Source organism: Pseudomonas sp. S2_B10, from assembly GCF_054668425.1.
Map to the genome: position 1 here is coordinate 1,934,876 of NZ_CP162768.1, position 14,747 is coordinate 1,949,622.

15 protein-coding genes, 1 tRNA gene and 1 pseudogene are annotated in these 14,747 nt (G+C 60.5%); 9 read left to right on the top strand and 8 right to left on the bottom strand.

The annotated features are described in order from the left end of the window. The first annotated feature begins 38 nt into the window (after positions 1-38). From AB4O45_RS08565 to ggt, 5 genes are all read left to right on the top strand, one after another. A tRNA-Met gene (locus AB4O45_RS08565) sits at positions 39-115 on the top strand. 226 nt (positions 116-341) lie between these two features. Beyond that, on the top strand, positions 342-1,589 hold the full coding sequence (locus AB4O45_RS08570; protein ID WP_150638766.1) for an S-type pyocin domain-containing protein: 1,248 nt from the start codon (positions 342-344) through the stop codon (positions 1,587-1,589). 9 nt (positions 1,590-1,598) lie between these two features. Further along, positions 1,599-1,868, top strand: a complete 270-nt coding sequence (locus AB4O45_RS08575) for a bacteriocin immunity protein (RefSeq protein WP_095181649.1) — start codon at positions 1,599-1,601, stop codon at positions 1,866-1,868. A gap of 50 nt (positions 1,869-1,918) precedes the next feature. Continuing rightward, on the top strand, positions 1,919-2,167 hold the full coding sequence (locus tag AB4O45_RS08580; RefSeq protein ID WP_457265289.1) for a bacteriocin immunity protein: 249 nt from the start codon (positions 1,919-1,921) through the stop codon (positions 2,165-2,167). A 216-nt stretch (positions 2,168-2,383) separates the two neighbouring features. Then, positions 2,384-4,216 (top strand): gamma-glutamyltransferase, encoded by a 1,833-nt coding sequence (gene ggt / locus AB4O45_RS08585; protein WP_310218375.1) that lies wholly within the window; start codon positions 2,384-2,386, stop codon positions 4,214-4,216. Positions 4,217-4,269: 53 nt separating this feature from the next. Here the strand turns inward: ggt and AB4O45_RS08590 are convergent, their stop codons facing one another. The 4 genes and pseudogenes from AB4O45_RS08590 to AB4O45_RS08605 form a co-directional block, all read right to left on the bottom strand. Beyond that, positions 4,270-4,869: a flavin reductase family protein gene (locus AB4O45_RS08590; protein ID WP_041480012.1), complete on the bottom strand. Its 600-nt coding sequence runs from the start codon at positions 4,867-4,869 to the stop codon at positions 4,270-4,272. Between the two features lie 216 nt (positions 4,870-5,085). Beyond that, entirely contained in the window at positions 5,086-5,694 is a 609-nt protein-coding gene (locus tag AB4O45_RS08595) for a methyl-accepting chemotaxis protein (protein ID WP_435406314.1), read from the bottom strand. Next, a pseudogene (locus AB4O45_RS08600) lies at positions 5,674-6,402 on the bottom strand (PAS domain-containing protein); the annotation flags it as partial. The pseudogene AB4O45_RS08600 and the gene AB4O45_RS08595, both read right to left, overlap by 21 nt. Positions 6,403-6,516: 114 nt before the next feature. Beyond that, positions 6,517-7,830 (bottom strand): MFS transporter, encoded by a 1,314-nt coding sequence (locus tag AB4O45_RS08605; RefSeq protein ID WP_460138350.1) that lies wholly within the window; start codon positions 7,828-7,830, stop codon positions 6,517-6,519. A 342-nt stretch (positions 7,831-8,172) separates the two neighbouring features. Between AB4O45_RS08605 and AB4O45_RS08610 the strand changes: the two genes are divergently transcribed. Next, entirely contained in the window at positions 8,173-9,591 is a 1,419-nt protein-coding gene (locus AB4O45_RS08610; RefSeq protein ID WP_016773194.1) for a short-chain fatty acid transporter, read from the top strand. Between the two features lie 60 nt (positions 9,592-9,651). Here the strand turns inward: AB4O45_RS08610 and AB4O45_RS08615 are convergent, their stop codons facing one another. After that, positions 9,652-9,942: a nucleotidyltransferase family protein gene (locus AB4O45_RS08615; RefSeq protein ID WP_042609686.1), complete on the bottom strand. Its 291-nt coding sequence runs from the start codon at positions 9,940-9,942 to the stop codon at positions 9,652-9,654. Positions 9,943-10,159: 217 nt separating this feature from the next. Here AB4O45_RS08615 and AB4O45_RS08620 point away from each other — a divergent pair, with 217 nt between their 5' ends. Both AB4O45_RS08620 and AB4O45_RS08625 read left to right on the top strand, forming a co-directional pair. Next, positions 10,160-11,332, top strand: a complete 1,173-nt coding sequence (locus AB4O45_RS08620) for a hypothetical protein (protein WP_460161308.1) — start codon at positions 10,160-10,162, stop codon at positions 11,330-11,332. Between the two features lie 174 nt (positions 11,333-11,506). Next, positions 11,507-12,031: an SET domain-containing protein gene (locus tag AB4O45_RS08625; protein ID WP_095181644.1), complete on the top strand. Its 525-nt coding sequence runs from the start codon at positions 11,507-11,509 to the stop codon at positions 12,029-12,031. 9 nt (positions 12,032-12,040) lie between these two features. On the opposite strand, the gene can is transcribed toward AB4O45_RS08625, so the two are convergent. Continuing rightward, the gene (can, locus tag AB4O45_RS08630) at positions 12,041-12,685 is read right to left on the bottom strand and encodes a carbonate dehydratase (protein WP_039761245.1); all 645 of its coding nucleotides are present in this window, start codon (positions 12,683-12,685) and stop codon (positions 12,041-12,043) included. A gap of 140 nt (positions 12,686-12,825) precedes the next feature. On the opposite strand from can, the gene AB4O45_RS08635 reads away from it, so the two are divergent. Further along, positions 12,826-13,230, top strand: coding sequence for a serine kinase/phosphatase (locus tag AB4O45_RS08635; protein ID WP_460161309.1), 405 nt, complete (start codon positions 12,826-12,828; stop codon positions 13,228-13,230). 119 nt (positions 13,231-13,349) lie between these two features. On the opposite strand, the gene rimI is transcribed toward AB4O45_RS08635, so the two are convergent. After that, positions 13,350-13,802, bottom strand: coding sequence for a ribosomal protein S18-alanine N-acetyltransferase (rimI, locus tag AB4O45_RS08640; RefSeq protein WP_039761243.1), 453 nt, complete (start codon positions 13,800-13,802; stop codon positions 13,350-13,352). Then, positions 13,795-14,541 carry an energy transducer TonB gene (locus tag AB4O45_RS08645; RefSeq protein ID WP_460161502.1) on the bottom strand — a complete coding sequence of 249 codons (747 nt, stop codon included), beginning with the start codon at positions 14,539-14,541 and terminating at the stop codon, positions 13,795-13,797. Before AB4O45_RS08645 ends, rimI begins: the two co-directional genes overlap by 8 nt. Between the last annotated feature and the right edge of the window lie 206 nt (positions 14,542-14,747).

The following is a 14,747-nucleotide window of genomic DNA, read 5'->3' on the forward strand; positions in this document are numbered from 1 at the left end:
GACGCTTTGCCATTTCAGGGGAATAATGCGCGCCACTTGGCTACATAGCTCAGTTGGTTAGAGCATAGCATTCATAATGCTGGGGTCCGGGGTTCAAGTCCCTGTGTAGCCACCAAGTACTAAAAACGGCTTACCGAAAGGTAGGCCGTTTTTTTATGCCTCGAGAAAAGTCCTTTTCCTCCCGCTCCCTGCATGCAATTCAGATGCCTCCGTAAGAAAAAAGTAGATCTCTGGTACGAAACGGATCTTTCGTAGCATCAGCCACCTGTCGCTCTCTCCCCGAATCGCTCCTATACCGACAAGCTCCCCTGGCTCGACTCAGCGCCATACAGGGAGTTGGCATGCCTCAATACAAATACCTTCTCGACGATGACTGGTTATTAAATCCGTATAGCGGTGGCAGGGCCTGGTTTACTTTGCTTCCACCGAAAGCACCGGAGCCGGTGTACATCGAGAAGGATGAGTGGCCTGCGCCCAAGCCACGCGAAGACAGGGTCTTTGCCAAGTCCTGCACGCCGGACAACTGGTGTCGCACGGACGCTGGCACTGCCGAGGAGCCAGCCAGCAACTTCGGCAAGATCATGGTCGCCGGCGCCATGCTCATGCCCTCCGCCAGTACCGCTGTAGCGACGGCGATAGGTGCCGACCTGGCTTTGGGGCGTCTGGCCGGCGGCGGGATTTTGCAACAGCGCCTGAACTGGGCCATCCGTGGCGCCGGCGGGCCGGCCAGCGTGTTCGTGCTGGGAATGCTGCCGAGCAAAATGGCCGACGGCACGCTTCACACCGACGAAGAACTACGCCGCATGAGCCGCGCCACCACGCGCGTGCGCTTCCAGTTTCGTCGTGATGCCGAAGGTGTTCTGCGGGTTTACGGCATCCATTCCGGCGCCTCTGGCGACGACGCCGTACGCACGGTGAACGTCAAGTGGAACGCCGACAAGACCGCCATGGAGGCCAAGCTCAACGGCATCACCATTCTCTGGACGCCGCAACGCGGGCCGTTGGGATCGATGCCTCCGCTGGTTTATCCCGACCACGGTGAGGCACTCGACCCGATCCTCGTCCACCCGATCCCGGACAACACCGATAGCCAGATTGAGGGACTGCCGGGCGAGGATGTAACGGCCGAGGATTGTATTCTGGTGTTCCCGGCGGACACCGGGCTGAAGTCGTTGTATGTGGTTTATTCAAGGCCGGCGAGGCAGACGCCTGGGATCGTTACGGGGGTGGGAGAGGATGTGGGCGGTATTTGGCTTGACCATGCTCAAGCTCAGGGTGGCGCCCCTATTCCGACCAGCATCGCGGATAAACTCAGAGGGAGCGAATATTCTAGTTTTGATTCGTTTAGGCGGGCTTTTTGGGCCGTTGCCTCAAAAGACAGCGCAGTGGCACAACAGGTCAGCGAAGATAATCTACGACGTATGCGCAACGGAAATGCGCCCCGCGCCCGCTTAGGTGATGCAGCAGGGAAAAGGATCTCTCATGAGATTCATCATGTGGAACCGATATCCGAAGGTGGTGATATCTACAACGTAGATAACCTAAGGGTCTACACACCCAAAAACCATGTCGACGTACACCGTAAATAAGGGCATAGCATGAGCGACCCATTCATCAAAAGCAGCTTTTCCGACTATACCGAGCAGGATTTCATTGATCTCATAGATGAAATAAGAAAGGAGGATATAGCGCCGACAGATCTCCGTGCAGATGCATTGATTATGCACTTCAACAAGATAGTAGGACATCCGAGCGGGATGGATCTGATCTACTACCCCGAGCCCGGAGCAGATACAACATCTGCCGGAATAGCTCGTACAGTCATGGCATGGCGCGAAGCGAATCGACTACCTGGGTTCAAGACATGAATCCTGCCGCCCGTTTCATTTGAACTGTGGAACTTCAACTTGAGAACGTTATGACTAACATATCCGACTACACCGAAGCAGAATTCTTGAAATTTGTGCAATCTGTTCTTGCAGCCAACACAAGCCCAGACGAGATTCTCGATCCGCTGTTGTTTGAATTTGAACGTTTGTGTGAGCACCCAGCGGGCACTGACCTTATCTATTGGCCCGAGGATATGAAACAACAAACAGCCGAGAGCATTACCGAAATCGTGAAAAAGTGGCGCTCTACCCATGGTCTGCCGGGCTTCAAGCAATGAGTTTCTGACTCACTAACCCTGCATCACTCTCAAGAAGATCGCACCACCCGAGCTACCGCTTTCGCGAGCAGGCTCGCTCCCACAAGGGCATCGTTTTCGGCCGATCGATTGGCGCGGCCGCTGAGCGGGAGGGCTGTAATCCCCACGCAGTTTGCACCCCGCCGGCCCGCTCGATAAAGTCCCCGAAGACTTCTACCCCACGGACGGAGAGCCCGCGTGTTTCCAGCCCAGCCCTTGAAGCGCTTTCACCTGCCAGCCCTGACACTGCTTGTCAGCGCTCTGACCCTCACCGCATGCAACGCCCCGCCCTCTTCTTCGTTGCCGCTGGCACCGGAAGCCGCTTCCGGTTACCGCACTGATCTGCAAACCCGTCATGCCAATAAACACATGGCCGCTGCTGCCAATCCACTCGCGGCCGAAGCCGGGCGGGAGATGTTGCGTCAGGGTGGTTCGGCGATTGATGCGGCGATTGCGATGCAGGCGGTGTTGACGCTGGTTGAGCCGCAGTCTTCCGGGATCGGTGGCGGGGCGATGATTGTGTTGTGGGATGGCAAGCAGGTGCGCACCTATGACGGCCGCGAAACGGCGCCGGCCGGGGCCACCGAGAAGCTGTTCCTGAAGGCTGACGGTAAACCGATGGCCTTTACGCAAGCGCAGATCGGCGGGCGCTCGGTCGGTACGCCCGGGGTATTGCGGGCGCTGGAGCTGGCGCATCGACAACACGGTCGCTTGCCATGGGCGAAGCTGTTTGAGCCAGCGATCAAACTGGCCGAGCAAGGCTTTGCGATTTCCCCGCGTCTGCATTCGCTGCTGACTGCCGATCCACTGATACGCCAGTCGCCAGACATGGCTGCGTACTTCCTGAATGACGATGGCAGCGTCAAAGCTGTCGGCACGCGCCTGCAGAACCCGAAGTTGGCGGCCGTGTTCAAACGTATCGCCAGCGAAGGTGCCGATGCGCTGTACAAAGGTCCGATCGCCGAAGAGATCGTCGCCAGGGTTCAACAGCACGCCAACCCCGGCAGCCTGTCGCTGAACGATTTGCAGCGTTATCAGGCCAAGGAGCGCGCGCCGCTGTGTACCGACTACAAGCGTTGGCAGGTCTGCGGCATGCCGCCACCGTCGTCGGGCGGGATCGCCGTGGCGCAGATTCTCGGCACGTTGCAGGCGCTGGAGACTCGCGCCCCACGCCTGTCGCTGACCCCGCTCAAACCAACGAAAACCGATAAGCCGGCCGGCATCGAACCGGTGCCGCAAGCAGTGCACCTGATCGCCGAGGCTGAACGTCTGGCCTATGCCGATCGTGCGCAATACGTGGCCGACACCGACTTCGTCCCGGTACCGGTCAAAGGTCTGCTCGATCCGGCCTACCTGGCCAGCCGCGCCAGCCTGATCGGCGAGCGCAGCATGGGCAGCGCCAAACCGGGCACACCGCCGGGCGTGCAGGTTGCCTATGCACCCGACCGCTCGCCGTTGCGTATCTCGACCTCGCAAGTGGTGGCGGTGGATGACCTTGGTGGCGCCGTGTCGATGACCACCACCATCGAAGCCGCGTTCGGCTCGCACCTGATGGTTCAGGGTTTTCTGCTGAACAACCAGATGACCGACTTCTCGTTCATCCCCGAAGAGAACGGGCAGAAAGTCGCGAACCGCGTCGAACCGGGCAAACGCCCACGTTCGTCGATGGCGCCGACACTGATCTTTGATCGCAACACTGGTGAATTCGTCGCCACGGTCGGCTCGCCCGGCGGTTCGCAAATCATCGAATACGTGGCGAAAACCACCATCGGCCTGCTCGACTGGAACCTCGATGCACAAAGTGCAATCAACCTGCCCAATTTCGGCAGCCGCAACGGCCCCACCGAACTGGAACAGGGACAGTTCAGCCCGGCGCTGATCCAAGCACTCAAGGACAAGGGCCACACGCTCAGCGAAATCGACATGACCAGCGGCACCCAAGCGATCGTGCGGGTGAAGGATGCGCAGGGCAAAGCGACCTTGACGGGGGGTGCCGATCCTCGGCGTGAGGGAGAAGCGTTGGGGGACTGAAACACCGCATTGAAAAAGGCCTGCCGAGCAGCAGGCCTTCTCCCGGTAGTAAATCAGACCGCCAACGTCTTGCCATCCACCCCGTCCCCAATCTTCAGGAAATGCCCCCCCGCCACGTGGTGCAAGGTACGCAATCCATCCTGCCCTTCGAAATGCCAGCGCCCATCGCTGAACACACGCTCATCGGCCTGGGCGGCGATGACTTCGGCGAGGAACAGGTCGTATTGCTCGTGATTGCGCGGCTCTGGCAGCAGGCGGCATTCGAGCCAGGCAACACAACCCTCGAGCAGCGGCGCTTCAACCTGTTCGCCGGCAAAGGTGTGCAGGCCGTACGCCTGAAATTTGTCGTGCCCCTGGTTACGGGTGATTTCCAGGCCGGACGTATTGCCGACGGTTTGCACGATATCGGCCTGATTGACGCAAGGCACGTTCAGCACAAAAGTGCCGGAGGCTTCGAGCAACTGGCGAGTCCAAGTGGATTTGTCGAGGACGACGGCGACTTTCGGCGGTTCGAAATCCAGCGGCATGGCCCAGGCGGCGGCCATGATGTTGCGCTGGCCGTCGTGAGCGGCGCTGACCAGCACGGTCGGCCCGTGGTTGAGCAGGCGGTAGGCTTTGTTCAGAGGCACCGGACGGCGGTGGGAAACGCTCATGGGATCTGCTCCGGAGGAAAAGGAGCCGATTGTAGCGCTGTCACTGGAGAATCACAGAACCTGTGGGAGCGAGCAGATGCGGCGCTGCCCCTCGGTGATCGTTCCCACGCTCCGCGCGGGAATGCATCCTGTGACGCTCTGCGTCACGCCAGCGAAGGAACGCGGAGCGTCCCGGGCGGCATTCCCACGCAGAGCGTGGGAACGATCAGTGCGGTGTCAGTGAGAGAGCTGATTGGCAAACTGCCCCACCGCATCCACCACTTTCTGCGCACCGTCCTGAATCTCGACGATCACCGTGCCCGCCTCCGCCGCCAGCGCCAGGCCCTGTTCGGCCTGAAGCTTGCCGTCGGTCATCAGCGCCACGGCATTGCGGGCCATTTCCTGGTTCTGCCGTACCACGCCGACGATTTCGTCCGTCGCCTGGCTGGTGCGCGAGGCCAGTTGCCGGACCTCGTCCGCGACCACGGCAAAACCACGGCCCTGCTCGCCGGCCCGGGCGGCTTCGATCGCGGCGTTGAGCGCCAGCAGGTTGGTCTGTTCGGCAATGCCGCTGATGGTTTTGACGATCGTGCCGATCACCAGCGACTGCTCGTTGAGCGCCTCGATACCTTCGCCAGCGGCTTGCATGTGCAACGACAAATCACGCATCACGTTGACCGCTTCGGTGACGACCGTGGTGCCCCGTTGCGCGGTGCTGTCGGTTTGTTGCGAGGTGCTGTAAGCGATGCTGGCTGCATCGGCAACCGCCTGTTCGCGGTTGACCTGATCGGTGATCACCGTGGCGAACTTCACCACTTTGTACAGTCTGTCGTTGGCATCGACCACCGGGTTGTAGGACGCTTCCAGCCACACCGTACGACCATGGCTGTCGATACGCTTGAAGCGGCCTGCGACGAATTCGCCACTGTTCAAGCGCCGCCAGAAGTTCTGGTACTCGGCGCTGTTGTATTCTTCCGGGGCGCAAAACGTGCGGTGATGTTTACCCTTGATCTGCGCCAGGCTGTAACCCATGCCGTTGAGGAAGCGATCATTGGCGCTGAGCACATTGCCGTTGAGGTCGAACTCGATCACGGCGGTGGAGCGCACCAGCGCGCCGATCAGGTTCTCATGCTCGCGGGAGGCTTCGATGGTGCGGGTCAGGTCGCTGGCGTAGAAGGAGATGTGTCTGATCCGCCCATCAGACGAGCGCACCGGTTGCACGATCGAACGCAGCCACGCCTCGTCGCCATTGCCGCGCAACAGGCGCACGGCGCCGGCAAAATGCTCGCCACGGCTCATCGAGTTTTTGAAGCGCTGGTGGAATTCGTCGGTTTTGACGTGGGCCGGCACGACGTCTTCGATTGCCCGACCGATCAGGTCCTGGCTCTTGTAGAACATTTCATCGAGAAAATTCTGGTTGACCGAACGAATCCGCCCATCGGGCTCAAGGGTCAGCGCGAGCATTTCGCTTTCCAGGCTTTCCTTCACTTGTACAAGGCTGGAGAGTTCTTCGCGCAGAGCAGCCAGCTCTTGTTTCAAGCGTTTATTGAACATGGGAAAGCACCGATGGCAGGGTAGTTAGCGGATACAACCTTGCCATCGGCCTTGCGCAGCTTTTCTGAAGCCAGCGCCAGACCCGTCAGTCGAAAATAATCCGGCGCTTGCGGATCAGGCAGCGCCGGCCGCCTGACACGGTCCGCTACGTGGCATGCGCGCACCGAAATACGCCGCCGTCACAATCCCCACCGCGCCCATCACTGCACAGAAGATCACGCAGATCCATGGACTCCACGGCATCAGACCAATCAGCAACAGCGGTGTGATACTTGCCCAGGCGGCGTAGGCAATGTTGTAGGTGAAGGAAATGCCCGACACGCGAATCCGCGCCGGGAACAACCCGACCATCACCGAAGGCACCGCACCCACTACCCCACAAGCCAGGCCGGCGACCGCATAGGCCATGCCGATCCAATGCCCGCCCATGATCAGGCAGCCATACAACACGCCAATGCCCAGCGGCAGCAACAGGCTGTACAGCATGACCGTGCGCCAGGCGCCGATGCGGTCGACCAGCAGTCCGGCGATCACGCAGCCGATATTCAGAAAAACGATGCCCAAGGCACTGAGGCCGAAGGTGTGGCTGGCGGTCATGCCGAAGGTTTTCTGCATCATCGTCGGGGTGATAACCACGAACACCACCACCGCCGAGGTCAGCACACAGGTGAGCAACATGGCCGGCAGCATGGCCAGACGATGCTCACGCAGCACCGTGCGCAGCGGCAGCTCGACCCGCGCCTCGCGTTGCGCTTCCATGGCCATGAACACCGGGGTTTCGCTGAGCCAGCGGCGCAGGTAAACGCCCACCACGCCGAACACGCCGCCGAGCAGAAACGGATAGCGCCAGGCGTAATCGAGAATTTCGGCAGGCGTGAAAACCTGCGCGAGGAAGGTCGCAGTGAGTGCGCCGATCAAGTAACCGAATGTCAGGCCGGCCTGCAAGAATCCGAGGGCGTAGCCACGATGGCCGGTCGGCGCATGCTCGGCGACGAACACCCAGGCACTTGGCACTTCGCCGCCCACCGCCGCGCCTTGCAGGATGCGCAGCGCCAGCAACAGCAAGGGCGCGAAATAGCCGATCTGTGCGTAGGTCGGCATGATCCCGATCAGCAGACACGGCAGGGCCATCATCAGGATGCTCAAGCTGAACACCTTTTTGCGGCCCAGACGGTCGGCGAAATGCGCCATCAGAATCCCGCCCAGAGGCCGCGCCAGATAACCGGTGACGAAGATGCCGAAGCTTTGCAGCAGACGCAGCCACTCGGGCATTTCCGGGGGAAAGAACAGCTGGCTGAGGGTCAGCGCAAAGAATACGAAGATGATGAAATCGTAGATTTCCAGCGCCCCGCCGAGCGCCGCAAGGCCGAGGGTCTTGTAGTCGGCACGGCTGAACGGCGCCGGTCGGGCTGGGGAGTTGGCAGTCATGACAAAGAACTCAGGCATCGGCAAAAACCAAGGCGCTCATGGTCTACGCAAATGCGCGGATCGACAACCCGTCAGACCATAGTCTCGGTTTGCGAAAACCTGCTCAACAAAAGGGCGGCGCTTGATTTACTGTTAGCGCCTGTCCAAGGGACCACGCCAACACCGACCAGCCGCCCATGTGGGAGCGAGCCTGCTCGCGAAAGCGTCAGTTCAGACAACCTGATGCTGAATGTGCCGACGTCTTCGCGAGCAGGCTCGCTCCCACAGGGTTCTCTGTGGCTGTCGAGCCGGGCGACTGCTCCCACGGATCAAAATAACCATAAAAAATCCGAGGTACTTCCTGTGGCCGTTGATATCGAAGATAGCCGCTCCGCGCGCTTTGCCCTGCGCTGTTCCAGTTTTGCCGAACGCTGGTTTCCCGATTCCTGGGTATTCGCCGCGTTGGCCGTGATCATCGTTGCGCTGGCCACTCTGGCCATGGGCGCCAAACCCACCGCTGCAGCGATGGCCTTCGGCGACGGCTTCTGGAGCCTGATCCCGTTCACCATGCAGATGGCCTTCGTGGTGATCGGCGGCTACGTCGTCGCCAGCTCTCCGCCCGCAGTCAAACTGATCGACAAACTGGCACGCATCCCGAAAAACGGCCGCTCCGCCGTGGCCTGGGTGGCATTGATTTCGATGGTCGCATCTTTGCTCAACTGGGGTCTGTCGCTGGTATTTGGCGGGCTGCTGGTACGCGCCCTCGCCCGCCGCACCGATCTGAAGATGGATTACCGCGCCGCCGGTGCCGCTGCTTACCTGGGCCTCGGCGCGGTGTGGGCGCTGGGCTTGTCATCGTCGGCCGCACAGTTGCAGGCCAACCCGGGCAGCTTGCCGCCGTCGATCCTGTCGATCACTGGCGTAATCCCGTTCACCGAAACCATTTTTCTCTGGCAATCCGGGGTCATGCTGCTGGCGCTGATCGTGATCTCGATCATCATCGCCTACGCCACCGCGCCCGGGCCGAATTCGGCACGCGACGCCAAGGCCTGCGGCATCGATCCGGCGTTCAACCTGCCGCCGCTGCAACCGCGCACTCGCCCCGGCGAATGGCTGGAACACAGCCCGTTGCTGATCATCGTATTGGTGCTGCTCGCAGCAGGATGGCTGTTTCACGAGTTCTCGACCAAACCAGCGATTACCGCGATTTCCGGCCTGAACACCTATAACTTCCTGTTCATCATGCTCGGCGCGCTGCTGCACTGGCGCCCGCGCAGCTTCCTCGATGCCGTGGCCCGTGCGGTGCCGACCACCACTGGCGTGTTGATCCAGTTTCCGCTGTACGGCTCGATCGCCGCGCTGATGACCACGGTCAAAGGCGCCGATGCGCAAACCCTCGCGCATCACATCTCGACTTTCTTTGTCAGCATCGCTTCCCACGACACCTATGCGCTGCTGATGGGCGTGTATTCGGCGATTCTCGGTTTCTTCATCCCGTCCGGCGGCGGTAAATGGATCATCGAAGCGCCCTACGTGATGCAAGTCGCCAATGACCTGCAATACCACCTCGGCTGGGCGGTGCAGATCTACAACGCCGCCGAAGCCCTGCCGAACCTGATCAATCCGTTCTATATGCTGCCGCTGCTGGGCGTGCTCGGGTTGAAGGCGCGGGATTTGATAGGCTTCTCGTTTGTGCAACTGCTGGTGCACACGCCGCTGGTGCTGCTGTTGTTGTGGGCGCTGGGGACGACATTGGCGTATACGCCGCCGGTGATGCCGTAAGTCGATAAAAACGCACCTGCTCAAGGGCAGGTGCTCTCAAAACTTGGTTTGATCGCTGCTTTAGACGGGTCGCGCCTGATCAAGCACCTGCTGACGAAATTTCACTGGCAGGTCGCCGGGGGTCAGCACCTCGACCGCAACACCCAGCAGGTCTTCAAGCTCAACCTGAAGTCCGCCCAGATCAAAAAGCGTCGTGCCGGGCAGTGGGTCAACCAGCAGATCGAGATCGCTGCCGTCCAGATCCGTCCCCAGCAATGCTGAACCAAATACACGCGGGTTGGCCACGCGAAAGCGCCCGATCACTTCGCGGACGGCGGACCTTTGCATGTCGAGAGCAGTAGAAGGCTTCATGACTCACCCTTGGAAAATTCGATGTCGCTGCAGTCTAGCAGTGCGGACGCGCACCAGGCAGCGTGCTTGTTGGCACAGCCGTAACAATATGTGCGCTGCTTGGGTAATACCGCATTCAGGCAAGAATCCACACTCAACCGCTTTTCTGTCAAACACCACTGATCCACTATGAAGCGCCCCCAAATCGAGGGGAACCCACGCTGAAAAGGATCTGAGCATGTTCAAACTCGCAGGACTTACCCTCGTTGCACTGACGCTAAGCGCCGCCGTCCACGCCGATGTCGACGTAAAACTGGGCAGCACCGAGCGCGTCACCCGCCTCTTCGCCTACCCCAACAATTGCAGCGTGATCTGCTTTCGCAATTGGACGCTGGAGCAGACCGTTGCTCACTACCTGAGCCAGAGCGTCCAGCGCGACGGTTACGCCGATGCCAAGGTGCTGGTGAAAACCGACAACGATCAGCTTTACGCCGAGATCACCGGAGTGCCGGACGGCTATGACAAGCCGCTGTCGGCGTTGCTCGACGCCGGCGACCTGGCTTATGCCGGCGCCAGCAAGCTGAATGCCGATGGCAAATGGGCCTACAGCTGGTATCTGTTCCTGCCGTTGGGCATGGCCTTTGAAAATCGCAAGAGCGTCGAGTTGCTGCACTTCCCGCCTGACTACTCGCTGACCCAGGCGCAGGACTATCTGCGCTCGAACACCACCGATCGCTGGGCGACGTTGCTGACCGATAACGGCATCCCCGCCGGGCAGACGCCGGCTTACCAGACCATCATCGACATCGCGCCGATCGCCGCGCCGTCCAATGCCGGCGGGGATCTGGAGGATGTCTACGACTACTTCAAGGATTACCAGACCACGCTGGTCAAGCAGTTCAGCCAGACCGCCAGCGGCGCGACGCTGCCGATGGTTGCGTTCGGGGCGCCGGTGCGCAACTGGATCAAGGAACAATACGGGCCGACCTTGGGGGTGCTGGGGCTGGCGAGCATCAGTCCGGCCGAAGGAGTGAATGTGCCGGTGCTCGGCTCGAATCATCCGAGCTATATCTGGTACGCCGCCGATCCGAAAAGCTATACCGGCGACGATGCCCAGGCGAAGGCAGACGCGGCGGGCTTGAAAGTCATGGGCCAGGATTTGAGTGCTGCCTGCTGGCAGGCGGCAATGGGCAGCAAACCGGGCAGCGATGCGCAGGCCACGCTGAACAGTTGCACGCAAACATGGCAGGTGACGCAAAAGGTCAAAACCTGCGAGTTGTTCTATACCTCGATCCGCAACCTCAGCGCTGAACAAGCGGCTGCCAAGTGCGCCACGCCACGCATCAAGACACAGCTGCAACAGCTGAAAGCGCCACTGCCTGCGGCCGCCGTGCCCGCACCAACTCTGTAATCGCTACTGGAGTCCCCCGTGTCAGCCAATGCTGACGCGGGCCAGCGGTGATCGCGCCTGTCAGGTTTGACAGTAGACCGCTACCTTCAATTGCGCGACGCTTGGATCCAATCATGCCTCGCCTGGCGGGGCATGGGCACAACCCGGAGGCAACACTCAACAACAAGGATCGTTATGAACAATCAAGCCATGGGCCGGCACCTTCCACGCGATACAGAAGGCATCTATCCGTTCGCCGGACTTCCGGTGCGACTGGGCTTTCCATCCTGCCAGGACTTTCAGATTATCCACGACGAACGTGGCATGGCCACGGCGGTGGTCGCGCGCCGCGAGTTTCTGCGCATTAGCCGAATGTGCCGGGTTTCCGGGCAATTGCTGCCCTATCGCTGTCGACAGACCCGTCAGTTGCAAACCGGCATCCACGTTTACGATCCGCGCTTTTGCGGTGTGCTCGAGCACGCCTGCGATCCGAATGTATTTCTCGACATGAGCGAGTTGTGGCTGTGGGCCTTGAAAGATATCCATAGCGGCGAACATCTGAGCATCGATTACGCATCGACCGAAGACAAACTGCTACGCCAGTTCGCCTGCGATTGCGGCTCGTCGCGCTGCCGTGGGTGGATCACCGGTTACGACGATCCACCCACGCCTGAAGGCCAGCGCTTTTTACAGCGCTGGCGGCATCCAGGCCGTAACTGAACGCCGTGGTTACGGGGCGCCGACCGGACGTAAGCGGTATTGCGGCGGCAACTGTTCGAAACCGCTTATGGTGGTATTGAGACTTTTCCAGCGGCCGTCCTTGATCCCGTAGATGCAGCCGTGGATCGACAGCGGCTGTCCGCGATGCCAAGCGTTCTGGATGATGCTGGTATGCGCGACGTTGGCCACTTGCTGGATCACGTTGAGTTCGCACATGCGATCGACCTGCTCTTCTTCGGTCGCCAGCTTGGCCAGCTCTTCGCGCTTTTCGTAATAAAGATCGCGGATCGACCGCAGCCAGCCATCGATCAGGCCGAACTGGCGATCCTGCATCGACGCGCGCACGCCGCCGCAGCCGTAGTGGCCGGTGACGAGGATGTGTTTGACCTTGAGCACATCCACCGCGTACTGGATCACCGAGAGGCAGTTGAGGTCGGTGTGCAGCACGACGTTGGCGACGTTGCGGTGTACGAACAGATCGCCCGGCAGCATGCCGACGATTTCGTTGGCCGGCACGCGCGCGTCGGAGCAGCCGATCCATAGATATTCCGGGGTCTGCTGGCGCGCCAGTTTGGCGAAGAAGTCCGGGTCTTCCTTGGTGATCGCGTCAGCCCAACGCTCGTTGTTATCAATCAGGTCTTGTAGATCGTGCATGGATAAGGCCTCAAGAAAGATGCGCAGGTTTGATAGACGACCACCCGTCGAAGTCACGCCGCCAGCGCAAAGTGTTTTCGTTGGAATTCTCGCGCGCCCGGTGAGTCCACTCAGTAAGGCCCACAGTATGAGGAATTGCCATGACTGATTCACGACGCCCTTATGATGCGGTGCAACCGGAACCCATCGACGATAACGAAGACCGCATGGGCTCGGTGCACGAGCTGGATTTCGACGACGAAGAGCCCAGCGCGAAAATCGGAGATGAACTGCCCGAGCGTGAACGCGAACAATTGATGTCGGCTGAGCGAGTGCGTGAGGCGGGTATGACCGGGGCTTCGGTGGATGATCATCAGCCGACCGACGATGACCTGAGCCCGGAAACGTTGATTCGCGAGGACGGCGCGCGCGATGCCGATGAACTCGGCGAGGGCAATCCGGCGGATTGGGATTTGAGCGAGGTCAGTGAAAACGACATCGGCGGCGGTGACGGGCTGGATGAAGCGGAACTGGCGGATCTGGATCCGCTGGATGGCAAGCGCTGACCCGCTGACTTGAAATTCGCCCCCTGTAGGAGCTGCCGAAGGCTGCGATCTTTTGATTTTGCTTTGGATCTTACAAAAACAGGATCAAAAGATCGCAGCCTTCGGCAGCTCCTACAGGCCTAATCCACCAAGGTACAGGCCATCACCACCGCATCCTCACGCCCACCCACCGCCGGGTAATAATCGCGACGCCGGCCGATCTCGTTGAAGCCATACCGCTCATACAACTTGAACGCAGCCGTGTTGCTGTCGCGCACTTCGAGAAAACACTCGCGAGCCTCAGCCGCGTACGCTCGCGACATCAGATGCTCGAGCAACGTCAGGCCCAACCCCCGCCCCTGATTTTCCGGTTTGACCGTGATATTGAGCAGGTGCGCCTCATCAAGAATGATCTGCACCACGCCATGGCCCACTTGCTGCTGGCCTTCGAACATCAGCCAGATCTGGTATTTGCCCAGGCCATCGAGAAAAATCCCCCGGGTCCACGGATGGCTGTACGCGGCGTATTCGATCTTCAACACAGCGTCCAGATCTGCCTCGGTCATCGGGCGAAAGGTTACAGCCTCACTCATCGGATTGTTTCCAGCGCGCCATCAGCCGACGCATGGCTTGCCACACAGCGGCCTTGCGCTGTGGCTCTTCCATTAACAGTTCCAGACCGGGAATCGCCCAGGCCAGGCCCAGACCTTCGATCTGCAATTCACTATTGAACGCTTCGGCGTCCGCTTCCCCGGCAAACTTCAGCGCCGGCAGGCCGATCAGCCATAAACAGGCGCAGGGTGCTGCTTCCATCTGCACCGAGAGGAAGCCTTGCACGAAGTCGCGCGCCGCTTCCGGGCCTTGATCCAGCGTGCCGCGATTGAGCCACGGCCAGCGCACCGGTTCGCCGACGATCTGCGGCGCATCCGGCAAACCGGCGGCGCGCAGCATATCCTTGAGCAGCAGGTAGGCCGGATCGCGACTCTGAAACGCTTCGCCTGTGGGTAACTCGACCAGCAGCAGGCAGCGCCCGGCGCGCAGCAGTTGCAGGGCAAAACGCGGCGGCGGCACTGGCGCAGGCTTGACCACCACCGGCGTCTCGTCGACCTCTTCCACAGGTTTGGCGCCGTTGCGTGTACTGGCCAGCGACGGACGCGGCACTTCGATTTTCGGCCGCTCGACCTGACGCGCGGCAGGCTGCGCCGGTGCTTCGGCCTGAGGCGCCGGTGCAATCGGCACTTCGACTTCAGGCTCGGGCATCTCCAGCAGCTCGGGCCGCGATGGTGCGGCGAAAGGCAGTTCGGTGCGCGGCAGCCAGTTGACCACCTGCATGGCGTTCAAATAGGCGCGGCGGCGGGACTCGATAAGCAAAGGTCGGCCACTTGTGGATAACGGAAAGTGCGCTGATTCTACCGCCCTTCGCACAAGATCGCTCGCTGTTGATCGATACCCCGCGCTGCGCTGCGCCGCTGCCCTTTGGGCAAAGAATGCGACAGCCCGTCCCGAGAGTGAATCGCCGCGCCTGTGATGCAGTACAA